Origin of the sequence: Mesorhizobium sp. M0159 (assembly GCF_040322295.1) — a bacterium.
In the GTDB taxonomy this organism is placed as follows: domain Bacteria; phylum Pseudomonadota; class Alphaproteobacteria; order Rhizobiales; family Rhizobiaceae; genus Mesorhizobium.
Genome location: NZ_JAMYTF010000036.1, coordinates 13,202 through 35,692 on the forward strand (window position 1 = coordinate 13,202; position 22,491 = coordinate 35,692).

At 63.7% G+C, this 22,491-nt stretch carries 22 protein-coding genes, 1 tRNA gene and 1 pseudogene; 11 read left to right on the forward strand and 13 right to left on the reverse strand.

Translation table 11 applies throughout. The annotated features are described in order from the left end of the window. Positions 1 to 25: 25 nt before the first annotated feature. The 4 genes from NKJ32_RS26410 to NKJ32_RS26425 all read right to left on the reverse strand — a co-directional run bounded on the left by NKJ32_RS26410 (position 26) and on the right by NKJ32_RS26425 (position 4,854). The gene (locus tag NKJ32_RS26410; protein ID WP_352829333.1) at positions 26 to 409 is read right to left on the reverse strand and encodes a DUF4870 family protein; all 384 of its coding nucleotides are present in this window, start codon (positions 407 to 409) and stop codon (positions 26 to 28) included. Then, a complete protein-coding gene (locus NKJ32_RS26415) occupies positions 406 to 1,662 on the reverse strand; it encodes an FAD-binding protein (protein WP_352829335.1) in 1,257 nt (418 codons plus the stop codon). The genes NKJ32_RS26410 and NKJ32_RS26415 overlap by 4 nt, the downstream gene beginning before the upstream one ends. 224 nt (positions 1,663 to 1,886) lie before the next feature. Then, positions 1,887 to 3,383, reverse strand: a complete 1,497-nt coding sequence (locus NKJ32_RS26420) for an FAD-linked oxidase C-terminal domain-containing protein (protein ID WP_352829337.1) — start codon at positions 3,381 to 3,383, stop codon at positions 1,887 to 1,889. Positions 3,384 to 3,519: 136 nt separating this feature from the next. Beyond that, entirely contained in the window at positions 3,520 to 4,854 is a 1,335-nt protein-coding gene (locus tag NKJ32_RS26425) for a DUF3422 family protein (protein ID WP_352571607.1), read from the reverse strand. Between the two features lie 311 nt (positions 4,855 to 5,165). On the opposite strand from NKJ32_RS26425, the gene NKJ32_RS26430 reads away from it, so the two are divergent. Genes NKJ32_RS26430 through NKJ32_RS26440 form a run of 3 tightly spaced genes read left to right on the forward strand, consistent with a single transcriptional unit; the run spans position 5,166 to position 7,971 of the window. Further along, positions 5,166 to 5,969 carry a FadR/GntR family transcriptional regulator gene (locus NKJ32_RS26430; protein WP_352571608.1) on the forward strand — a complete coding sequence of 268 codons (804 nt, stop codon included), beginning with the start codon at positions 5,166 to 5,168 and terminating at the stop codon, positions 5,967 to 5,969. A gap of 56 nt (positions 5,970 to 6,025) precedes the next feature. Continuing rightward, positions 6,026 to 7,162 (forward strand): alpha-hydroxy acid oxidase, encoded by a 1,137-nt coding sequence (locus NKJ32_RS26435; protein WP_352571609.1) that lies wholly within the window; start codon positions 6,026 to 6,028, stop codon positions 7,160 to 7,162. Positions 7,163 to 7,200: 38 nt separating this feature from the next. Next, positions 7,201 to 7,971 carry a metallophosphoesterase gene (locus NKJ32_RS26440; RefSeq protein ID WP_352624704.1) on the forward strand — a complete coding sequence of 257 codons (771 nt, stop codon included), beginning with the start codon at positions 7,201 to 7,203 and terminating at the stop codon, positions 7,969 to 7,971. 28 nt (positions 7,972 to 7,999) lie between these two features. Here NKJ32_RS26440 and NKJ32_RS26445 read toward each other — a convergent pair whose 3' ends face one another. Together NKJ32_RS26445 and NKJ32_RS26450 are read right to left on the reverse strand one after the other, a co-directional pair. Next, positions 8,000 to 8,140 carry a hypothetical protein gene (locus NKJ32_RS26445; protein WP_292664785.1) on the reverse strand — a complete coding sequence of 47 codons (141 nt, stop codon included), beginning with the start codon at positions 8,138 to 8,140 and terminating at the stop codon, positions 8,000 to 8,002. Between the two features lie 287 nt (positions 8,141 to 8,427). Further along, positions 8,428 to 9,126, reverse strand: a complete 699-nt coding sequence (locus NKJ32_RS26450) for a type 1 glutamine amidotransferase (RefSeq protein ID WP_352457097.1) — start codon at positions 9,124 to 9,126, stop codon at positions 8,428 to 8,430. Positions 9,127 to 9,200: 74 nt separating this feature from the next. On the opposite strand from NKJ32_RS26450, the gene NKJ32_RS26455 reads away from it, so the two are divergent. The 4 genes from NKJ32_RS26455 to NKJ32_RS26470 all read left to right on the forward strand — a co-directional run bounded on the left by NKJ32_RS26455 (position 9,201) and on the right by NKJ32_RS26470 (position 13,246). Continuing rightward, entirely contained in the window at positions 9,201 to 9,848 is a 648-nt protein-coding gene (locus NKJ32_RS26455; protein ID WP_352829339.1) for a hypothetical protein, read from the forward strand. Between the two features lie 32 nt (positions 9,849 to 9,880). Further along, complete coding sequence (locus NKJ32_RS26460) at positions 9,881 to 10,615, forward strand: 16S rRNA (uracil(1498)-N(3))-methyltransferase (protein WP_352829360.1); 735 nt, start codon at positions 9,881 to 9,883, stop codon at positions 10,613 to 10,615. Positions 10,616 to 10,801: 186 nt separating this feature from the next. After that, positions 10,802 to 12,175, forward strand: a complete 1,374-nt coding sequence (locus NKJ32_RS26465) for a glutamate--cysteine ligase (RefSeq protein WP_352829341.1) — start codon at positions 10,802 to 10,804, stop codon at positions 12,173 to 12,175. A gap of 102 nt (positions 12,176 to 12,277) precedes the next feature. Further along, complete coding sequence (locus tag NKJ32_RS26470) at positions 12,278 to 13,246, forward strand: DUF937 domain-containing protein (RefSeq protein WP_352691086.1); 969 nt, start codon at positions 12,278 to 12,280, stop codon at positions 13,244 to 13,246. Positions 13,247 to 13,421: 175 nt separating this feature from the next. On the opposite strand, the gene NKJ32_RS26475 is transcribed toward NKJ32_RS26470, so the two are convergent. Beyond that, entirely contained in the window at positions 13,422 to 13,712 is a 291-nt protein-coding gene (locus tag NKJ32_RS26475) for a DUF1127 domain-containing protein (RefSeq protein ID WP_031213160.1), read from the reverse strand. 178 nt (positions 13,713 to 13,890) lie between these two features. Here NKJ32_RS26475 and NKJ32_RS26480 point away from each other — a divergent pair, with 178 nt between their 5' ends. The 3 genes from NKJ32_RS26480 to NKJ32_RS26490 all read left to right on the forward strand — a co-directional run bounded on the left by NKJ32_RS26480 (position 13,891) and on the right by NKJ32_RS26490 (position 17,618). Continuing rightward, on the forward strand, positions 13,891 to 14,847 hold the full coding sequence (locus NKJ32_RS26480) for a LysR substrate-binding domain-containing protein (protein ID WP_023680469.1): 957 nt from the start codon (positions 13,891 to 13,893) through the stop codon (positions 14,845 to 14,847). Between the two features lie 70 nt (positions 14,848 to 14,917). Further along, positions 14,918 to 16,483 (forward strand): exodeoxyribonuclease VII large subunit, encoded by a 1,566-nt coding sequence (gene xseA, locus NKJ32_RS26485; RefSeq protein WP_352634642.1) that lies wholly within the window; start codon positions 14,918 to 14,920, stop codon positions 16,481 to 16,483. 7 nt (positions 16,484 to 16,490) lie between these two features. Then, entirely contained in the window at positions 16,491 to 17,618 is a 1,128-nt protein-coding gene (locus tag NKJ32_RS26490; RefSeq protein WP_352634644.1) for a DmpA family aminopeptidase, read from the forward strand. A gap of 60 nt (positions 17,619 to 17,678) precedes the next feature. On the opposite strand, the gene NKJ32_RS26495 is transcribed toward NKJ32_RS26490, so the two are convergent. The 4 genes and pseudogenes from NKJ32_RS26495 to NKJ32_RS26510 all read right to left on the reverse strand — a co-directional run bounded on the left by NKJ32_RS26495 (position 17,679) and on the right by NKJ32_RS26510 (position 20,319). Then, positions 17,679 to 17,933: a DUF768 domain-containing protein gene (locus NKJ32_RS26495; RefSeq protein WP_023677464.1), complete on the reverse strand. Its 255-nt coding sequence runs from the start codon at positions 17,931 to 17,933 to the stop codon at positions 17,679 to 17,681. A 509-nt stretch (positions 17,934 to 18,442) separates the two neighbouring features. Continuing rightward, positions 18,443 to 18,787: an Atu4866 domain-containing protein gene (locus NKJ32_RS26500; protein ID WP_352634646.1), complete on the reverse strand. Its 345-nt coding sequence runs from the start codon at positions 18,785 to 18,787 to the stop codon at positions 18,443 to 18,445. Further along, positions 18,787 to 19,489 (reverse strand): annotated as a pseudogene (locus NKJ32_RS26505) (SDR family oxidoreductase). Before NKJ32_RS26505 ends, NKJ32_RS26500 begins: the two are co-directional and overlap by 1 nt. A gap of 77 nt (positions 19,490 to 19,566) precedes the next feature. Then, a complete protein-coding gene (locus NKJ32_RS26510; protein WP_352634648.1) occupies positions 19,567 to 20,319 on the reverse strand; it encodes an SDR family NAD(P)-dependent oxidoreductase in 753 nt (250 codons plus the stop codon). Positions 20,320 to 20,455: 136 nt separating this feature from the next. On the opposite strand from NKJ32_RS26510, the gene NKJ32_RS26515 reads away from it, so the two are divergent. After that, positions 20,456 to 21,364, forward strand: coding sequence for a LysR family transcriptional regulator (locus tag NKJ32_RS26515; protein ID WP_352634650.1), 909 nt, complete (start codon positions 20,456 to 20,458; stop codon positions 21,362 to 21,364). Between the two features lie 61 nt (positions 21,365 to 21,425). Here NKJ32_RS26515 and NKJ32_RS26520 read toward each other — a convergent pair. Together NKJ32_RS26520 and NKJ32_RS26525 are read right to left on the reverse strand one after the other, a co-directional pair. Beyond that, positions 21,426 to 21,502, reverse strand: a tRNA-His gene (locus tag NKJ32_RS26520). Between the two features lie 345 nt (positions 21,503 to 21,847). After that, positions 21,848 to 22,306, reverse strand: a complete 459-nt coding sequence (locus tag NKJ32_RS26525; RefSeq protein ID WP_023677458.1) for a phasin — start codon at positions 22,304 to 22,306, stop codon at positions 21,848 to 21,850. Between the last annotated feature and the right edge of the window lie 185 nt (positions 22,307 to 22,491).

Here is a 22,491-nt window from a genome sequence, read left to right on the forward strand (position 1 = left end):
CGGTACCCACTTTTGGGGATCATGCTCATAATCCCAGAAACCAGCTTTCCGGGTTCTTGACCGGCTCGCCGCGCTGCAGCGCCTGCAGGCCGAGAATGCAGCGTGCGATGAACCAGACGGCGACGGCGAATATCAGCACGACACCGATGACCACGACCATCAACAGCGCCGAGATCAGTGCATAGAGCAGGCCGATCCAGAAGGTGCGGATCAGGAATGTGTAATGGCTCTCGACGAAGCCGCCGGCCTTGCCGCGATTGATATAGGCCAAGACGACGCCGACAATGCCGCTGACGCCGATGGCTAGGCCGGCGAGATAGAGGATGTAGATGACCAGCGCGTTGGCCGGGCCGGGCTCCAGCCAGCGGTCGGTCTGGCGTGACGTACCGTTTTGGCCTGGATCGCTCATTGTGCTCCTCCCTCGGTTGCTGGCGCGAGAGTAGCAGAGCTTGCGCCCGGCGCCATACGGCCGGGATTGAGGATATTCTTCGGGTCGAATTCGGCCTTCAGCCGCGCCGACAGTGCTGCCAGTTGCGGCGCTTGCGGTTCGAACACCGGCACGGCGGCGCGGTGCGAAGGGGTTGCGCGCACCAGCGTCGCATGGCCGCCGCCATGTCTTCTGATCAGGCCGCGCAACAGGCCAGCCTCGGGATCGTCCTGCTGCATGCGCAGCCAGATCAGCCCGCCCTGCCAATCGTAGAAGGCATCGACCGGGGCCTGCATGCGCAGCGCCAGCACCATCTGGTGGCCCCGCGACGGCGCCATCGAGACGCGCCACACCGGCCTTTCGCTGCCATCGGCGAACGGCGCGCAGTCGCGGACATCGCGCCAGACAGAATACGAGACCGAACCGGAAATCTCCTGCAGCGGCCCGGCGTTTTTCAGCAGGTCTTTCAGCGCGGCAATGCGGTAAGCGACCGACGGGCCGAAGCCCTCGATGCGCAGCAGCGTCGCGGCATCGCTGCCGAGACTGCCGCCAGCGACCCTAGCTGCGACCCGTTCGGGAAGATGGGCAGCGCTCGACACCTCCGCGCTCGAGCCGAGCGCCAGTGCCATAGCGGCGGTGGCATGATCGTCAAGCAGGCCGCGGATGGCGAGCGTGACTTCGGTCTCGGCGGCAGGCAGCACCTTGAAGGTGACGTCGGTGAGCACCGCCAGCGTGCCCCAGCTGTTGGCCATCAGCTTGGACAGATCATAGCCGGTGACGTTCTTGACGACGCGGCCGCCCGACTTGAAGGCCTCGCCGCGCCCGGAAACGGCCGCTATGCCGAGGATATGGTCACGCGCAGCACCCACCTTCAGCCGGCGCGGGCCGGAAAGGTTCGCGGCGAGTGCGCCGCCGATCGTGCCTCGCGCTGGCTCACCGCCGAGCAGCGGGCCGTAATCCATCGGTTCGAAGGCAAGTTGCTGGCCGTTTTCGGCAAGCAGGCTTTCGATTTCGGCCAGCGGCGTGCCGGCTTTTGCCGACAGCACCAGTTCGGCCGGCTCGTAAAGCATGACGCCGGAGAGTTTGGAAAGGTCGAGCGTATGCTCGCTCTGCTGCGGCCGGCCGATACCGCGCTTGGAGCCGTGGCCGAGGATTTCGAGCGGTGCGTCTTCCGCCGCGGCCCAGGCGACGGTAGAGAGGACTTCGGCGACCGTGGATGGGGTGAAGGTGGTCATGGGACGGACGCGGCATTTGCAAATGCGGGAACGTCGCGTTCCTTCGCGCCCCCCTCTGTCCTGCCGGACATCTCCCCCTCAAGGGGGGAGATCGGATGCTGCGTCGGGCTTCGCCAATCTCCAGCGTTAACAGGAGGGCGAGGCGCCGAAGCTGCCAATCTCCCCCCTTGAGGGGGAGATGTCCGGCAGGACAGAGGGGGGTGTTCAAGTGCTAACATACGCGCTCAAAACCTCGGAATGTCCGGAAACGCCACTTGCCCGCGATGCACGTGCATCCGCCCGAGCTCGGCGCATCGCCTTAATTGCGGGAAGACCTTGCCGGGATTCAAAAGATGGTTGGGGTCGAAGGCGCATTTGACGCGCATCTGCTGGTCGAGGTCGATCTGGTTGAACATTTCCGGCATCAGGTCGCGCTTCTCGACGCCGACCCCGTGCTCGCCGGTCAGCACGCCACCGACCTTGACGCAGAGCCGCAATATGTCAGCGCCGAAACTCTCCGCCTTGTCGAGTTCGCCCGGCACGTTGGCGTCATAGAGGATGAGCGGGTGCAGATTGCCGTCGCCGGCGTGGAAGACATTGGCGACGCCGAGCCCGTATTTCTCCGACAGCTCGCGCATGCCGGCGAGCACGCGAGGCAGTTCCTTGCGCGGGATGGTGCCGTCCATGCAGTAGTAGTCGGGCGAGATGCGGCCGACCGCCGGGAACGCCGCCTTGCGGCCGGCCCAGAAGCTCAGCCGCTCCTGTTCCGACTGCGACGTGCGGCATGTGGTCGAGCCGTTCCTAAAAGCAATGGCTTCGACCAGGCCGATCAGATGGTCGACCTCGACACCCGGCCCGTCCAGCTCGACGATCAGCAGCGCCTCGACATCGAGCGGATAGCCGGCCTGGACGAAATCCTCGGCGGCGTGGATGGCCGGACGGTCCATCATCTCCATGCCGCCCGGAATGATGCCGGCGCCGATGATATCGGCAACGCATTGGCCGGCCTGCTCGCTGGTCGGGAAACCGATCAGCAGGGCACGCGCCGTCTCCGGCTTCTTCAGGATGCGTACGGTGACCTCGGTTACGACGCCGAGCAGTCCTTCGGAGCCGGTCATGACGCCGAGCAGGTCGTAGCCTTCCGCGTCGACATGGCTGCCGCCGAGGCGCACCACCTCGCCATTCATCAGCACCATCTCGATGCCGAGCACATTGTTGGCGGTGAGACCGTATTTCAGGCAGTGCACGCCGCCGGAATTTTCAGCGACATTGCCGCCGATCGAGCAGGCGATCTGGGAGGATGGATCGGGGGCGTAATAGAAGCCCTCCTGCTCGACGGCGGTGGTGATGCCGAGATTGGTGACGCCGGGCTGGGCGACGACGACGCGGTTCTGAAAATCTATCTCGAGGATGCGGTTGAAGCGGCTCATGACCAGCAGCACCGCGTCTTCGAGCGGCAGCGCGCCGCCGGAGAGCGAGGTGCCGGAGCCGCGCGGCACGACGCGGATGTTGCGGTCGCTGCAATATTTCAGCACGCGCGACACCTGCGCCACGGTCTGCGGCAGCACCACGACCAGCGGCAATTGCCGGTAGGCGGTGAGCCCGTCGCTCTCGAAGGCGCGCATTGCATTGGCGGCGTCGACGACGCCCTCGCCCGGCACGATGATGCGCATATCGGCGACGATCTCGTCGCGCCGGCACATCGTGGTGTCGTCTGGTTTCGGCATGGCAAGGCCGGACATCGACAGCCTCCTTCGATCGACTGGTAAAAATCTTTTACCAGCGACGGTGGTCGCTTGCAAATGCCGCTTTGGCCGGGATGAGAGGCCTATGGCCGAGACAGCCTTCCGCAGCGGCAATCTGCCGCTGCGCCCCACACTACTCGCCCGGCTGCTTGCCTGGTTCGGAGTGCATGCGGCGGACGCGGCGCACGCCCCACCAGACGAGCACGATGGCGAGCGGCACCGAGGCGGCGGTGACCATTTCCGGCGCGAAGGCATGGCCGAAGATCGAGGCGCCCTTGGCGACGTAGCCGATGAGGCCGACGACATAGTAGGAAACCGCGGCGACCGAGAGCCCCTCCACCGTCTGCTGCAGCCGCAATTGCAGGCGGGCGCGATTGTTCATCGATGCCAAAAGATCGCGGTTCTGCTTCTCGACCTCGACGTCGACCCAGGTGCGCAGCAGTGTGGTGGCACGGGTGAGCTTCGTCGACAGGTTGGCCTGACGCTCCTCGACCGAACGGCAGGTACGCATCGCCGGCGCCACGCGGCGCTGCAGAAAACCGCCCCAGGTGTCGTAGCCGGGCACCGCCTCTTCGTCGAGCGCCTCCAGCCGTTCGCGCACGATGCCGTCATAGGCGCGGCTGGCGCCGAAGCGGTAGAGGCTGGAGGCGGCATCGGCCTCCAGCTCGGCGGCCAGTTCGGTCAAGTCGGCAAGTAGCGTCTGGCTGTCGCGGGTCTCGGCGACCTTCATTTCCAACGTTGTCTGGGCCAGCCTGTCTTCGATGCGGCGGGCGCGACCGGACAGCGTCAGGGCCAGCGGCAGCCCAAGCATGGCCAGCGTGCGGTAGGTCTCGATGTCGATCAGCCGCTGCGACAGTGCCCCGGTGCGCGCCGGGGTCAGGCCGCGGTCGAGCACCAGCATTCGGGTCAAGCCGTCGCCATCCTGACGGAAATCGGTGACGATGGCCGCGTTGCCGCGCTCGACCAGCGAATAGCACAGGCTGGTCGGGTCGAAGCCGGCGATCAGTTTTTCGTTCGCCGGCGTCCATTTGCGGATCTCCAGCCTGATGCCGGAAATCACCGTGCCCGGCGGCGAAAACCCGTTGCCGAAGGGTGTGTCTTCTTGCCCCCTGCCGTTTTCGGCGAGCGGGCCTTCCCAGAGATAGGTCGAGAATTCCGTGTGGCGTTCCCAACGCAGCGAGCCCTTGCCCCATTTCATCGCGTGGTGGCGGGCGTGAGGGTCGGGCGCGGCAATGCCGAGGCGTCGCGACAATTCGGAAAGCACGGCCTGATCGATCCCGGATCCAGCTTCGGTCATGAAGGAAAGCTGCACCAGCACGCGCGGCTTTTCGACCAGCGGCTGCGGCCGGGCGTGGACCTCGCCGAGCGCGCCCGGCCGACCTTCATGCGCCGGAAAGCCCATGACGGTGCCGCCCACGGCTTTGGCGCGCAGCTGGAATTCGAGGTTGGAAGGGTCGGCGTCTGGCACGGCTGGTCCCCCGGGCTTCTGTGAGCCCTTTGGCAATGATGTCCCTCTAGAGCGGTCCATCGTTTCACGGAAACGGCGAACCGCTCTATCTCTTTGATTCTGCGCAATTCCGGACGGAAAACCGTTTCACACTTTTCCTGGTTGCTCTAGAGGCAATCTCCAGAGGGCGCAAACAGCCAGTTTAGCTCAAGCTGATATGAAGCCGCGGCTGTGAAACGGACCCGGCCCCGGCGAATTGGATAAATAATTTGACCAGTTGGCGACGCTGGCTTTATCTTGCGCGACATCGGTTCAACCCCCAGGCATCCCGTTTGAGCGACATTTTCTCCCGGATCGAGCATTCGCGCACCGCCGACGAGGTGGTGCAGCAGATCGAGAGCCTGATCCTCGAAGGCGTCCTGCGCACCGGCGACCGGCTGCCGGGCGAGCGCGAACTGGCGCGCCAGTTCGAGGTGTCGCGGCCGATCCTGCGCGATGCCTTGAAAGCCTTGGAAGGGCGCGGGCTGTTGACGACACGGCCAGGCGGCGGCACCCATGTCGCCGATGTCATCGGCCAGCTGTTCACCAAGCCGGTGACCGACCTGATCTCGATGCATCGCAAGGCGGTGACCGACTATCTGGAGTACCGCCGCGAGATCGAGGCGGTGGCGGCGGAATATGCGGCGCGCCGTGCCACATCGGACGATCTGGCGCTGCTCGACCGCATCATGGCACGTATGGACGAGGCGCACCGGACCGGCAATTTCGACGACGAGGCGGAAATCGACGTCGAGTTCCACCACGCGATCTGCGAATGCGCGCACAACATCATCCTGCTGCACACGCTGCGCTCCTGTTATCGGCTGCTGTCGGAAGGCGTGTTCCAGAACCGGCGGCTGGTGTTCAACGTGCCGGGCGCGCGCGAGACGCTGCTTTCGCAGCACCGGGCAATCTACACGGCGGTCAAGGCCGGCGATCCGGCTGCGGCGCGGCAGGCGGCGATGGACCACATCTCCTACGTCGAACGATCGATGGCCGAGGCCGAGCGCAGCGGCGACTGGCAGCGCGTGTCGCGGCTGAGGCTCAGGCAGCGCTCCGAGCCCGGTGGCGGTGAGCCGGCAAGAAAACAGCCGTAGGCACCGCCCAGAAAATTCAACGACGAACCAGCGAAGAACCAGCGGAAAAAAGATCCATGAGCAGCATTCTCACCATCGCCGACCTCAAGGACCTGGCGCGCCGCCGCGTGCCGAAGATGTTCTTCGACTACGCCGATTCCGGCGCCTGGACCGAAAGCACCTACCGGGCCAACGAAGAGGACTTCCAGAAGATCAAGTTCCGCCAGCGCGTGCTGGTCGACATGGACAATCGCTCGCTGGAATCGACCATGATCGGCGAGAAGGTGGCGATGCCGGTGGCGCTGGCGCCGACCGGCATGACCGGCATGCAGCATCCGGACGGCGAGATGCTGGCGGCGCAGGCTGCGGAGGAATTCGGCGTGCCGTTCACGCTGTCGACGATGAGCATCTGCTCGATCGAGGATGTCGCGTCGGTGACCAGGAAGCCATTCTGGTTCCAGCTCTATGTGCTGCGCGACAAGGATTTCGTCTTCGATCTGATCGACCGTGCAAAAGCGGCGAAATGCTCGGCGCTGGTGCTGACGCTCGACCTGCAGATCCTAGGCCAGCGCCACAAGGATATCCGCAACGGGCTTTCGGCGCCGCCGCGGATGACGCCGAAGCACATCTGGCAGATGGCGACCAGGCCGCGCTGGTGCGTCGGCATGGCCGGGACAAAGCGCCGGAGCTTCCGCAACATCGTCGGCCATGCCAAGGGCGTCGGCGACCTCGCCTCGCTGTCGTCGTGGACGAAGGAGCAGTTCGATCCGCACCTGTCGTGGAAGGACGTCGCCTGGATCAAGGAGCGCTGGGGCGGCAAGCTGATCCTGAAAGGCATACTCGACAAGGACGACGCGCTGATGGCGGCCAGGACGGGTGCCGATGCGATTATCGTTTCCAACCATGGCGGCCGCCAGCTCGACGGCGCCTCGTCGTCGATCATGGCGCTCGAAGAGATCGCCGACGCCGTCGGCGACACGATGGAGGTGCATATGGACGGCGGCATCCGCTCCGGCCAGGACGTGCTCAAGGCGCTGTGCCTCGGCGCCAAGGGCACCTATATCGGACGGCCTTTCCTGTACGGCCTCGGCGCGCTCGGCAAGGAAGGGGTTACCAAGGCGCTGGAAATCATCCGCAAGGAGATGGACATAACGCTGGCGCTGTGCGGAAAGCGCCTGGTCACCGACATGGGCAAGGATCAGCTTCGGCGCTAAAGTCCCGTGACGGCATGATCATGGAGGCGACGCAGGCATTGACGGAGCCCGGCATCAGTTTCTACGAGGCGCGCGGACCGCAAGGCATGCGCCTTTACGCGATCGGCGATGTGCACGGCCGGCTCGATTTGCTGACCGCCATGCACCGGCGGATCGAGGCGGAGCTCAGTCAAAGACCGTCGGCCGATTGGCGCGTGATCCATCTCGGCGACTATGTCGACCGGGGCCCGGACTCCAGGGGCGTCATCGATTTCTTGATCGACGCGCAAAGACGCGATCGGCGTCACCTGATGCTGGCCGGAAATCATGATCTCGGCTTCCTCGATTTTCTCGATGTCCCCGATCCGGACGGGCTGTTCATGCGCTATGGCGGCATCCAGACGGCGCTATCCTATGGCGTGTCGCTCGGTGGGGGCAGCGCCTGGTTTGGCCGGGCCGATGCGGCATTGCGGCAAGGCCACGCCGCACTGGTCGAGGCGGTGCCGCAGAACCATGTCGAGTTCCTGCGCTCGCTGCCCTTTTCGGTGACCTTCGGCGACTTCTTCTTCTGCCATGCCGGCATCCGGCCCGGCGTTGCGCTGGAAAGCCAGAGCCGGCAGGACCTGATCTGGATCCGCGAGGTCTTCCACGACCACGCCGGTCTTCATCCCAAGATCGTGGTGCACGGCCATACGCCGGTGCCCAAACCCGAGATCACCGGCAACCGCGTCAACGTCGACACCCTCGCCTGGCAATCGGGAAACCTCACCGCGCTCGTCGTGGACGGCGCTGACAAGCATATCCTGACAGTGACGGGTGAGCGGGCGTAGGGAAGGCGTGGGATTATGAGCAGAGAGGCTAGCGAAGCGCGGCGGTGACGCCGTAGCCGTCGACGGCATTGTGGTCGTTGGCCGCGTCGGCGGAATAAATGCCGAGGCCGCACAAGACGATGGCCGACAACATGACAAAGGACAAAAAGGCTGCTTTCACGGACGTCATCTCTTGTTGAGCTTCCTGCATCTATGCACGAGCGGGTTACCAATGCGTTGAAACGCGAAATACGTCGCAAATGTCTGACGGTTTCGCGCTTCTAGGCATGTTCTGTATCGGCGGTGTGTCGCGCGGGTCACAGGAAAGGTTCATCGCGGTTGCACGCAAGATGCAGAGCGGGCGCCTTTTAGGCTGGCGGACAGACACAGGCCAAGGATGAAACGCGTTTTCCCCGGCGGATTTGCCGCCGCGTGCCAAATATGCAACGTCGCCAAATACGTTGACTATATGGGCCGTCAGATCGTCGCCACCCAGGCGCGGGCGATGGCCAGGCCGGCGGCATCGGCTTGCGGTCCGTTGCGGGCCATTTCATCGTCGAGCCGGCCCGCCCATTCAGGATGCCGCTCGGCGATCAGCGGTGCGAAGGAGGTACTCCAGTCGCACACCATCGGACTGTCGGCCTCGAAATGGAACTGGAAGCCGTAGACGGCGCGGCCGATGCGGAACGCCTGGTTCTCGGCGACGGCATTGCCGGCCAGCCGAACGGCAGTCTCGGGCAAGACAAAGGTGTCGTCGTGCCATTCGAAGATCGGGAATTTTTCAGGCAAGGCGGCGAGCACCGGATCGGCCTGCGCCGCCGCGGTGAGCGCGACCTCGTGCCAGCCGAACTCCGACGCGCCGCCGATCTGGTTCTCGCCGCCAAAGGCGCGCGCGACCAACTGGCTGCCGAGGCAGATACCAAGCACCGCGCGATCCCTCTCGGCAAAGTCGCGCGTCAGGTCGAGCAGGCCCGGAAAATAAGGACAGAGCTCGTCGTCCAGCGCATTCTGGGCGCCGCCGAGCACTACCATGGCGTCATGCCCGCCGCTATCTTGCGGCAGCGCGTCGCCGCAGTAGGGACGGCGCAGGTCGATATCGACGCCCGCCTCGACAAGGGCCGCGCCGATCTGGCCAAGGCCCTCATTGTCGAAGTTCTGGACAACCAAGACCCGCATCGAAACCTGCTGACATGAAATTGATGCAACGAGCGATATCATGGCGCCAGCATTGCAGCCAACAGGGAACGCCTATGCCACTGCAAAACCGGGTCGACCCGTTCGGCGCCATCCATGCCGTGCCGGAGCGCGGCCTGTTCATGGGCAATCGCGGCATCATTCACGACCCCGAGACGAGAACGCTGTTGAAGAAGCGCTGGGCGCTGCAAGCCTGGATCATCTGCGTCTGCGAATTCCATAACGTGCGGCGCGAGCCGATGGGGCGCAACCGGGCTGGCGACAAGGCCGGCTGGACCGAACTGTTTTTCCTCGACGAGGTGACGGCACTTGCCGCCGGGCACCGGCCCTGCTTCTTCTGCCGGCGCGAGCGGGCCAGGGATTTTGTCCGGCGTTTCGGCGACGCCTTCGGCATTGCCGAGCCACGCGCGCCGCAACTCGACAAGCGCCTGCACAAGGAGCGCGTGGCATCGGGCGGGCGGGCGCCGAGACTGGAACCGGAAGCGCTTGCGGACTTGCCGGACGGCACGATGATCTCGTCAGGAAACAGGGCGTACGTCCTGTTTGACGGCGCCGCGCTGCCCTGGAGTTTCGGCGGTTATGGCGAACCGGTGGGGTTCGGCGGTTTTACCGACAGTCCAATCCGCCTGCTCACGCCAGCGACAACTGTTTCGGTGCTGCAGAAAGGCTACGAGCCTGTCTGGCATCCTTCCGCCGAGGCTTGACGCCGAGGGTGACGTTGCCGCATTCCTCGGCGATGCGCGCCAATTACAAGATGCAGCGGCTGTTCGTGCCGGACGGGCTTGGACCGGACATCGAGTTCGACATCGGCCCGCAGCAGAGCCATTATCTCTCGCACGTGCTGCGGCTCGGCGAAGGCGCCGAAATTCTGGTCTTCAACGGCCGCGACGGCGAATGGTCGGCGGCGATCGCGGCAAAATCGAAGAAGGCGTTGCGCCTGAAGTTGCTGGCATTGCAGCGGCCGCAGCCGCCGTTGCCCGATCTCGTCTACTGTTTCGCGCCGCTGAAGCAGGGGCGGCTCGACTACCTCGTGCAAAAGGCGGTCGAGATGGGCGCTGGCATCCTGCAGCCGGTCATCACCCAGCATACGCAGGTGGCAAAGCCCGGCATCGAGCGCCTGCGCGCCAATGTCGTCGAGGCGGCCGAACAATGCGGCATATTGGCGGTGCCGGAGCTGCGCGAAGCGGAAAAATTCGAGCGCCTGCTGGCGGGCTGGGACCGTGAGCGGCGGCTGATCTTCTGCGACGAGGATGCATCGACCAACAGTCCCCTGCCGGCATTGCAGGCGGTGCGGGAGAACAAGCTCGGGCTGCTTGTCGGGCCGGAGGGCGGCTTTTCCGACGAGGAGCGCAGGATGCTGAGAGCGCTGCCTTTCGTTACCGCCATTCCGCTTGGGCCCCGCATCCTGCGGGCGGACACGGCGGCCGTAGCAGCACTGGCGCTGATCCAGGCGACAATCGGGGATTGGTGATCAATTCCAGTCACCCGCTGGCTCAGGATTTTTCGCTTGATCGGCTACTGACATTTCGTCCATCTAGCGCCGGCAGTGGCCGCGCGTCCTTTCGGGCGCGCAAAGGACGCTGTAGCATATTGATTGGGCACATGATCCTTTCCGAAAATCGAAGCCGGTTTTCGGGGCCATGTGCGGAGGGCTATTATGGCGCGCGATACTACCGATTTCCGGCCGATCGAAGGCGTCGACGAACTCGTCGAGCACCTGGCCGAAGGCAACAAGCCGCGCGACAAATGGCGCATCGGCACGGAGCACGAGAAATTCCCGTTCTATGTCGACGGCAATGCGCCGGTGCCCTATGGCGGCGAGCGCGGCATCCGCGCCATCCTCGAAGGCATGCAGGACAAACTCGGCTGGGACCCGATCATGGATGCCGGCCGCATCATCGGCCTGGTCGAGCCGACCGGCCAGGGCGCGATCTCGCTGGAGCCCGGCGGCCAGTTCGAGCTGTCCGGCGCGCCGCTGGAGACGATCCACCAGACCTGCCGCGAAGGCAATGCGCATCTGGCGCAGGTGCGCGAGATCGCCGAACCGATGGGCATTCGTTTTCTCGGCCTTGGCGGCAGCCCGAAATGGTCGCTGGCCGAGACGCCGAAAATGCCGAAATCGCGCTACGAGATCATGACCCGCTACATGCCCAAAGTCGGCACCAAGGGCCTCGACATGATGTACCGGACCTGCACGATCCAGGTGAACCTCGACTTCGAGAGCGAAGCCGACATGCGCCGCAAAATGCAGGTGTCGCTGAAGCTGCAGCCGCTGTCGACGGCGCTGTTTGCCAACTCGCCCTTCACCGAAAGCCGGCCGAACGGCTTGCAGAGCTGGCGCGGCGAGATCTGGCGCGACACCGACAATCAGCGCTCCGGCCTGCTCGAATTCTGCTTCTCGCCCGATTTCGGCTTTGCCGATTATGTCGAATGGGCGCTCGACGTGCCGATGTATTTCGTCATCCGCGACGGCCAGTACCATGACATGACGCACATCACCTTCCGCCAGTTCATGGCGGGTGCTGCCCGCAACGAACTGCCGGACGGGCTGCCGACGATGGGCGACTGGGCGAACCATCTGTCGACGCTGTTCCCGGACGTGCGGCTGAAGCGCTTTCTCGAAATGCGCGGCGCCGATGGCGGGCCGTGGCGGCGCATCTGCGCGCTGCCGGCCTTCTGGGTCGGGCTGCTCTATAATGCGGCTGCGCTCGACGCGGCCGAGGCGCTGACCTCGAGCTGGAGCTACGACGAAGTGCTGGCAATGCGCAACGCAGTGCCGGAACAGGGCATTTCGGCGCCCTTCCGCAACACGACATTGCGCGAGATCGCCCGCGACGTGCTCGTCATCTCGCGCATGGGACTGAAGAACCGCGACCGCAAGAACCGCGACGGCTACGACGAGACGTCGTTCCTCAACACGCTGGACGAGGTCGTCGCGCGTGGCACCACCAGCGCCGAAGAGATGCTCTCGGCCTACCACACACGCTGGGGCGGCTCGATCGAGCCGGTGTTCATGGAATACGCGTATTAACGCTTCGCTATCCGCTTGGCCGATGGTCCGGCAAATTCGCTTCAATCAGTGATGGAAACGAACTAGGCTTCTCCAACGAGGATTTTCCCGGAGGAGAAAACAATGCCTTCATTGTTCGATATTCTGGCACAGGCCCAGAACGGCAACGGCATGCAGGCGCTGGCCCAGCAGTTCGGGCTTTCGCAGCAGCAGACGCAGGCGGCGGTCGCGGCGCTGCTGCCGGCCTTTTCGCAGGGGCTGAAGCGCAACACGGCGGACCCTTATGGGCTCGGCTCCTTCATGACGGCGATGGCAAGCGGCCAGCACGCCAAATATTTCGAGGATGCAAGCCGGGCCTTCTCGCCGCAGGGCCTCGATGAAGGCAACGGCATTCTCGGCCATTTGTTCGGCTCGAAGGACCTGTCGCGGGCCGTCGCCAACCAGGCCGCGCAGGCGAGCGGCGTCAGCCAGCAGGTGTTGCAGCAGATGCTGCCGGCAATCGCCTCGATGATGATGGGCGGGCTGTTCAAGCAGACCACCAACCAGTTAGGCGGGCAGATACATGCGGCAGGCGGTGGCGGCAATCCGCTTGGCGAGCTCATCGAGCAGATGATGCGGCAGGCGGGCGGCGGCGGCCAGGCGCCGGCCCCTCAGCCTGCAGGCCCCACGGATAACCCGCTCGGCAAGGTGCTGCAGGATATGTTCGGCGGGCAGCAGCCGCAACAGACGCAGAGCCCTTACGGCGACAACCCGCTGGGCAAGGTGCTGCAGGATATGTTCGGCGGCGGTGCACCACAGCCGCAGCAGCCGCAGAACCAACCCCAGCAAACACAGAACCCTTATGGTGACAATCCGCTCGGCAAAGTACTGCAGGACATGTTCGGCGGTGGCGCACCGCAGTCTCAGCCGCGTCAGGCGCCGCAGCAACCCCAGGCGCCGCAGCCGCAGGCCAATCCGAGCGGCAGGCCGAGAAATCCGTTTGACGACCTGTTCGGCAAGATGTTCGAGACAGGCGCCCAGCAGCGCGACGACTACCAGAAAGGCATGGAGTCGATCTTCGACCAGTTCAAGCAGGGCATGGGCCGGCGCTAGACCAGACACCGGCAACCAATCATCAGTGCCGCCCAAAAAAGAAAGCCCGGTCCTGGGAGGACCGGGCAGCGCGCAGGCTGGCCGGGGGGATCCGGCAGGGAGTGGGGAGCCTGCGTAACTTAGTGGCGTCGTGCCTCAAAAAGGTTCAACGCGCCCGAACGGCGAAACCACGCGATCACACGACCTTGCAGGCAATATCCTCGATCGTTTCGGCGCGCTCGACCGCGATGACGCGAAGCCTTTCTGTCGGATCGCGGCCAAAGGGTACACCGACAGCGACGTGCAGGTCGGCGCGGGTCAGGCCGATGTCGGCGAGTTCGGCATCCGACATCTCGCCGAGGCGATAAAAGGCGCGGCGGTTTCTCCAGGCGCGGTAAACATTGGCAGCGGCATTGGCCACGCGCGTCGCAACGGCCGGACGCGAGGTGATGCGCGAGGTCTCGGTAGCGAAATCAAACGTAGCCATGTCGGTCTCCTTCACATTCGAACGGGCGAAACCGGTCGATCGGGCGCTGGCGACAGCGGCCGTTCCGGCTTCGATTCACATGCCTTCATGTGGACAATCGGAATTTGCCATGGCCCGATTGATTAATCCAACGAATGTTTCTAATCTTTAGCATCAGCATCAATGATGGATTAGGCCAATGAAAGCGCCGCTCGATCTCGATCAGTTGCAGACCTTCATCTCGATTGTCGACACCGGCAGCTTTACCCGCGCGGCGGAAGCGGTGCATCGGACCCAGTCTGCGGTGTCGATGCAGATGCGGCGGCTGGAGGAACGGATCGGCAAGCCGCTGTTCGAAAAAGACGGCCGCACCAACAGGCTGACCGAGGAAGGCGACAGACTGCTCTCCTACGCAAGGCGGCTGCTCTATCTCAACAAGGAAACACTGGCCGCCTTCGACGACCGCCGGCTCGAAGGCACCATCCGCATCGGCACGCCGGACGATTATGCCGATCGCTTCCTGCCAGAGATCATGGCGCGGTTTGCCCGTTCCAACCCGCATGTCGAACTGACCGTTATCTGCGAACCGACGCCGGGACTGGTCGAACACATCAAGCGCGGCAATCTCGACCTGGCGCTGGTGACGCACAACGACGCGCGTGGCCAGTCGGAAGTGGTGCGGCGCGAACCGCTGCTGTGGGTTACCTCGGCCAACCATGCGACGCATGAGCAGCCGATCCTGCCGATGGCCTTCGGCCGGCCGAACTGCATCTGGCGGCGGGCCGCCGCCGACGTGCTCGATCAGCAGAGCCGCGACTATCGCATCCTGTTCACCAGCTTCTCTGCCACCGTCATCGCAGCCGCGGTGCTTTCCGGTCTGGCGATCTCGGTGCTGCCGGAATGCGCCCTGCGGCCCGGCATGCGGGTGCTGGGCGAGGCCGACGGTTTCGGCGCCCTGCCCGATTGCCGCATCGGCATCATGCGCGGTCAGACCTCGCGGCCGGAGATCGTCGACGCGCTTGCGCGCCACATTTCGGAGAGCCTCGACAATATTTCCGTGCCACTCGGCGAGGAGACCGGCACGTTCGATTTCGCCGCCCTCGCCTTCGCCAAGATGAAGCGGACCAAGCCGAACCAGATTCTGCCGGGCTGGTGATCGCGCGATTGGGGCGGACATCGAACACGGCCGCCTTGACGCCGGCCAGCAATCGTCCCCCAATCGGCCGATGAGCGACGCAGCATCCGAATCACGCACCAACGCCACCGAATATACGGTGAGCGAAATTTCCGGCGCGCTGAAGCGTACGGTCGAGGACGTCTTCGGCAATGTACGGGTGCGCGGCGAGATTTCCGGCTATCGCGGACCGCATTCCTCCGGCCATGCCTATTTCTGCCTGAAGGACGATCGCGCGCGGCTCGACGCCGTGGTGTGGAAGACCACGATGAGCCGGCTGAAATTCCGTCCAGAGGAAGGCATGGAGGTGATCGCCACCGGCCGGCTCACCACCTATCCCGGAAAGTCGAACTACCAGATCGTTATCGACAATCTCGAGCCGGCCGGTGCCGGTGCGCTGATGGCGCTGCTGGACGAGCGCAAGCGCCGGCTGCAGGCCGAAGGCCTGTTCGACGCGTCGCGCAAGCGGCGTCTGCCGTTCATGCCCTGCGTCATCGGCGTCGTCACCTCGCCGACAGGCGCCGTCATCCGCGACATCATCCACCGCATCAAGGATCGGTTTCCACTGCACGTGCTCGTCTGGCCGGTGCGGGTGCAGGGCGAGACGGCGGGTGCGGAAGTGACGGCTGCCGTCAACGGCTTCAACGCACTGCCATGGGACGGCGCCATCGCGCGGCCCGATCTGTTGATCGTGGCGCGCGGCGGCGGCAGCCTGGAGGACCTGTGGGGGTTCAACGACGAAGCGCTTGCCCGGGCCGTCGCCGCTTCGGGCATTCCGGTGATTTCTGCGGTCGGCCACGAGACCGACTGGACATTGATCGATCTGGCGGCGGATGTGCGGGCGCCGACGCCGACAGGCGCCGCCGAGATCGCCGTGCCGGTCAAGGTCGACCTCGAAGCGACGCTTGCCGGCCTTGGCGCGCGGTTGAAGACCGCACTGTCCCGCAATTTCGAACGCAAGCGGCAGGCGGCACGCGCGGCCGCCCGGGCGCTGCCCTCGCCCGACCAGTTGCTGGCGCTGCCGCGGCGGCGCTTCGACGAGGCGACGAGCCGGCTCGGCCGCGCGCTGTCGGTCAGCGTCGAGCGCAAGCGAGCCAGGCTTCTGGGGCAGCGGCTGACGCCGGCGACTTTGTCGCGGCGCATGAACGAAGCCCGCACGCTGACCCGTCGCGACCTCGCCCGTGCGCAAGCGGCGTTCTTCGCCATCGTGCGCGAGCGTCGAGCGCGGTTTTCACGCACGGCGACCAGACTGTCACCGGCGCCGATCGCAAGACGGCAGAAACTGCAAGGCGATGCACTGCTGGCACTGACGCGGCGGCAGGACCAGGCAATTTCGCGGCGGCTGGACCGTCTGCGTGGAAAACTGACGCAGGCAGACCGGCTGCTGGCGACGCTCTCGCACAAGGCCGTGCTGGCGCGAGGCTTCGCGCTGGTCAAGGATGCGGACGGCGCGGTGGTCAAGCATGCGGCGGAAGTGGCGTCGGGAATGGCGCTTTCGCTGGAGTTCGCCGACGGCACCGCCGATGCAGTCGCCATCAGTGGCACGGCGCGGCCGAAGACGGTTGCCAAGCCCGCGGCCAAGCTCAAGGCGCCGGGCGGCCAAGGTTCGCTTTTCTGAGGAAAAAATGACCGACCCGCATCTCGCGACGCCCTCGGGCAAACTGCGCGCCCGCGCCTTCGCGATCCCATTCGATGGCACGCCAGGCCGCTTCAATGCCATCACCGATGTGCCCGGCGTGACGGTCGGCTATACCACGCTGATCTCAGGGGACGGGCCGCTCGTCGTCGGCAAGGGTCCGGTACGCACCGGCGTGACCGCGATCCTGCCATGGCCCAGAGACGAGTTGGCCGTCCCTGCGTTTGCCGGCGTGTTCAGCGCCAATGGCAATGGCGAACTGACCGGCTCACATCTGATAGAGGAGCTCGGAGCGTTCAATCTTCCCATCACCATCACCAACACGCATTCCTGCGGCGTCAGCCGCGACGCAACGTTGCGCTGGATGCAGACGGTGCTGCCGCAATCGCTCGACAGCGCCTGGGCGCTGCCGGTGGCGGGCGAGACTTACGACGGCTTCCTGAACGATATCAACGGCCACCATGTGAGCTTCGAGCACGTGTTTTCCGCGCTCGAAACGGCTGAAAGCGGGCCGATCGAAGAGGGCAGCGTCGGCGGCGGCACAGGCATGATCACCTTCGGCTTCAAGGCAGGGTCCGGCACATCCTCGCGCAGCGTCGACTGGAATGGAGAGCGTTTCACGATCGGCTGCTTCGTTCAGTCGAATTTCGGTGCACGGCGAAACCTCGTGATCCGTGGCATCAGAGCCGGAGCGGAACTCGCCGAACCGGCGATCCGGGACAACACGCCGCGAGCGGAAAAGAGCTCGATCATCGCGATCGTCGCCACCGATGCGCCATTCATGCCGCATCAGTTGAAAAGACTGGCGAAACGCGTGCCGCTCGGCGTGGCGCTGATCGGCGGCTATGGATACAATTCGTCCGGCGATATCTTTCTGGCCTTCAGCACGGCCAATCCCGACGCGGCGCGCGGCGCGGCCGGCAAGCTGGTCAGCGCCGGCTATATACCGGATGCCGACATCAACCCGTTCTTCGACGCCGTCATTCAGAGCGTGGAGGAAGCCATCCTCAACGCACTGGTCGCCAATGACGACATGACCGGGCGCGACGGCAATTTCGTGCCGGCGTTGCCGAAAACATGGCTTAAGGAGAGATTTGGCAAAGCTGCGCGGCGATAAGACCGCGCAACTGCATCAGACAGGCAATGTTGCCCGGCAAGTTTTGCCGGAGGCGGTCCGTCAGCCGGCAGGCTTGTTGGAATTCCGCTCGTCCTGATCGGCCTCGGCCGCCTCTTCGAGCCTTGAAGCAATGAGCTCCTGAATGTCGCCGACCTCTTCCTGGATATCCTCCAGGGGTATGCCGGCTTCGGCAGCCTTGGCCGCACATTCCCTGGCGAGGGTCTCGGCCTGCTTCTCGATTCTGGCTGGCGAGGGCTGGCAGTGGACTTTTTCGCCAATCCACCCGCGCAAGAACTCGATCGCGTGTTCACTCATACTGCTGTTTCCCTAGCGGCTATGCCGGTTGGTATTCATAAACGTCGGCATCTTCGAAAAGATGCGTGCTGCCATTCGAACCGAGTCGGCTTCGCCCGGCAAGCCGAACTTGTCCGAGGTCCACAGAGCTGAAGGGAATGGAGGGTTCAAGGAGCACGTTCTAGTTCTTGAGGACTGATTCTCTCGACGAAACTCGTTCGACCCGCGCTATTGTTTCTATTTGCTTTTTTTCGGTTTTCAAGCCGTTTTAGATCACAATAGATGTCGCAATGACTAGCACATTTACCGCGCTCTCGCCGGCACCATGTAAGAGGCGAGCCGTCAAAGCCGCCGCTATATAGTGACAACCATTTGCAATGTCGACTCTGCCGGCGATCCTGCTTCTTTCCGCCGCGCTTGCTGGGACATATGTGGTGTGGCGAGGCTTGCGGTGCAAACTGCCGAGCGCCTCATGCAAGGCGTGCAATAGCGTCTTGTGGAACCCTGAAGTGCTTGTCCAGGTTGGCTCTCTACCGCTGGCGGTAAAGGATCATGCCGGCATGATAGAGGACGCCTTCGACGAACTCACCATCCGCGGTGAAGCCCGTATCGTCCCAGTATTCTATGTGGCTGCCCTGCACTTCATAGCGTCCCCGATAGGCGCTCTCGCGGTCACCGCGCGCTTCGTCATAACGGCCGTTCGGCAGGAGTTCGTGCCTGATATGGCGATCCTCGGTGACCCACATTCCGACATAGGGATGATCTTGGTGCGTCATTGGTTCCTCCGCAAGGATTGGAGTTGCAGGAAGGGTCAGGCCGGTTGGAGCTACAGCAACGGCAATATCCGTAAGCACTGCGGCCAAAGTGGATCGCATCAATGCGCCGCCTTCGTCGGACGCACGACGATCTCGTTGACGTCGACATCGTCGGGCTGTTCGATTGCGTAGCGCACTGCCCTGGCGATGGCATCGGGTTGCAGGGCAATAGCACGCCAGGTTTTCATGGCGGCGGCGGCGGCTTCGTCGGAGATCGTGTTCGCCAGCTCGCTTTCCACCACGCCAGGATGAATGCAGGTTACGCGGATATCGTCACTCTCCTGGCGGAGCCCATCGGAAATCGCGCGGACAGCGTATTTCGTTGCGCAATAGACGGCAGCCGTGGGCGAGACGGCCAGTGCGCCAATGGAACCGATATTGATGATGTGACCGGAGCCGCGTGCCGTCATCTCGGGCAGAACCGCCGCGACGCCGTACAGAACACCCTTGATGTTGACGTCCACCATCAGCTCCCACTCGTCGACCTTCATGGCCCGCATTGTTGACGATGACATCGACCTGGCCCCATTCGGCCCGGGCGGCATCGGCGAATGCTGCGACATCCGCCCTCCTGGTGACGTCGAGCGCTCGCACGCGAACCGTTCCACCAGCTGCCTCGATTTCGGCCGCAAGCGCTTCAAGGCGGTCGGTGCGGCGTGCGCCGAGCATCAGCTTCGCACCTGCCATGCCAAGCTCGCGGGCAATGCCAGCACCGATGCCGCTGGAGGCACCGGTGATCAGAACAACTCTGTTCATGGTCATCGAGATGATCCTTTTGGTTCTGTGATTATTTTCACGATGTGAAGGGATGGCGTGCGGTGCGTCAGCCTTATTTGGGGTCACTGGGCGGTGTAGCCGCCATCGACCAGAAGCAAGGCCCCGGTGATGAAGCTGGATGCCGGCGAGGCAAGAAAGGCGATGGCCTCGGCAACTTCTTGCGGCTGGCCGATCCGGCCGATTGGATGCGCGCCGCCGAAGCTGCGCAGCATCTCCCGGCCATTCTCCACCACACCTTCCATGATGTCGGTTTCGATCACGCCAGGGGCAACGGCGTTGCAGCGAATGCCCATGCGCCCGTATTCGATCGCGATCACCTTGGTCAGCTGTGCGACAGCCGCCTTGGAGGAGGCATAGGCCGCCTGCGTCTCGAAGGCCGCGACGGCCGAGATCGACGAGACATTGACGATCGCGCCGCTACCGCCGGCAGCCATCAATTCCACTGCGGCACGGGCAGTGACGAAGCTGCCGCGCGCGTTGATCTGCAGAATGCGGTCATAGTCGTCGACCGAGGTCTCAGTCAGTCGTTTGTTGAGCGTGCGACCGGCATTGTTCACGACGATGTCAAGTCGTCCGAAGCGCTTCGCGGCGAGTTCGACCGAGCGTCTGGCCAGGTCCTCGTCGGCGACATCGCCGACCAGCGTTGCCACATCCTCGGCTTCCAATTCGCGTACGCTGTCGCTGAGATCGCTTGCCACGATCCGGGCGCCCCGCGCCCGCAGCAGTTCCGCCGCGCAGCGGCCGATGCCGCGTGCCGCGCCGGTCACGAGGGCGACTTTTCCATCCAGGTCCCAGGAGGAAGGGAGTGATGTCATGGGATATCTCCTTGTCGGTCGGCTTCGGCTTGGATCGGGAGGATCAAGCCTTCTTGCCGTTGCGACAGAGATAGAGCCGTGGCATTGTCGCGATAACCCGCCCGCCGTTAACCTCGATGGTAAGTTTGACTAACCAATGGATATCGATCTCAATGCAATTGCCGTCTTCGTCGCGGTGGCCGAGGAACGCAATTTTCGTGCTGCGGCAGGCCGGCTGGGCGTGACGCGCTCGGCGGTCAGCCAGAGCATCCTCAGGCTTGAACAGCGCCTTGGCATCGCATTGCTGCAGCGCACGACACGCAGCGTCAACCTGACCGAAGCGGGCGAGCGCCTGCTGGCGAGCGTCGCACCGGCGATCGCCGACGTGAACGCGGCAATCGAAGCCACCACGGAGTTGCTGGACCGCCCGCGCGGCCGCCTGCGGATCGCGGTTTCGTCTATCGCAGAGGCCTTTCTGTCAGGACCGTTGCTGGCGTCCTTTGCAGAAAGGTTTCCCGAGGTGCATCTGGATATTGTGGTCACCGACGAGGAATTCGACATCGTTGCCGAAGGCTATGATGCGGGAGTGAGGCTCGGCGAAGTGATCGAGCAGGACATGATTGCCGTGCCGGTATCGGGCGATCAGCGGCAGATGGCCGTCTGCGCCCCGCGCTATCTCGAAAAGTTCGGAGCACCCGCCCATCCGCGCGAGCTTGTGGCACATCGCTGTATCGGCTGGCGGCCGGCGCCGGGAGTTTCGCCCTATCGGTGGGAGTTCGGCGAGGACGGGCGCGAGTTCGACGTGGCGGTTGCGCCCGAGATCACTACCAACGACATGTGGCTGATGATCCGGCTGGCCGTTGCAGGCGCCGGAATCACGTTCGGCATGGCCGATACATTCCGCCCCTGGCTCGACCGCGGCGAGCTCGTGCCAATCCTGGACGGCTATTTTCCGCCGTTTGCGGGTTTCTATCTCTATTTCCCAAGCCGACGGAATATCGCGCCGAAGCTGAGAGCCCTCGTGGATCACCTGCGCGGCGCGCGTCAGGCGCGGGACCGTGGGTGAGCGCTACGGGATCGTAGTGAACGCTCGGCGCTATTGGTCAGAAACCTGGCTGAAAGCTGAATGGTACCGTTGGCTGGGATCGAACCAGCGACCTCCGGATCCACAATCCGGCGCTCTAACCATCTGAGCTACAACGGCACGCTTGCCCGAGCGAGATCCAGACGGAACGTTCATTCTCCGGGACCCGCTCTGTCGTTCGGCGATGCGTCCATACGGGCTATCGGAGTTTAATTCAAGGCTTTTGGCAAAGCAAAAGATCGCTCCGGCATCGCGTCATTTTTCGCCGGACAAAGAAAAGGCCGGCGGGAGGAGGTGCCGGCCTTTCCTGTTACGAGCCAGCGGGAGGAGGTGCTGGCTGGTCACCCCGGTGAGCAGAGGGAGGAGGTTCCACCCGCCGGGTATTCGTTTGAAACAATTATATCGCACATCTATTTGTCTGACGAAATGCGACCTTTTGATGCATCGTCAAACTGTGCGCAAATATTAGGCGATCTTGATTTCTTTCACGGCCTTTTCGAAGGCGGTCTTGATCGGCTTGGATACGTCCTCGGCCGCCTTGACAGCAACCGCCTGGAAGTCCTTGGCCTGCTCGACGGTCAATTCGACCTGTTTGCGCACGAATGCTGTCTGCAGCTCGACGACTTCCGACAGCGACTTGGCGCCGATCAGGGCTTCGAAATGCGAGAAGCCGGCTTCGGCATTGGCACGCAAGGCGGCGATGGTCTTGAGCGACAGGTCGCTGGAAACGGTCTTGGCGGTCTCATAGGTCGACTCCAGCGCCTTCTGGGTCTCCTCGGCGCCGGTCTTCAGCTTTGCATAGGCCTCTTTCGACTGCTCGACGCCCTTTTCGGCGAAGGCGCGGATCTGGTCGGTGGCCTTGGAAGCGTCGAAGCTCGGGAATTCAACGTTTTCAATCGTTTCAGCAGTCTTGGTCCTGGACATTTTCCATCCTTTTCAGCGGCAGCGGCTTTGACAAAATGCCGTCTCGTTCATCTATCATGGCAATATAAAGGCAAATTTTGTGCATTGCAACATGTTTGTTGCATCGCACCATAAAATATTTGGTTCGCGGCGTTAACCACGCGCCTAGAGATTCCGCTGGTTGCACGCTATGACTTGTGGACCTT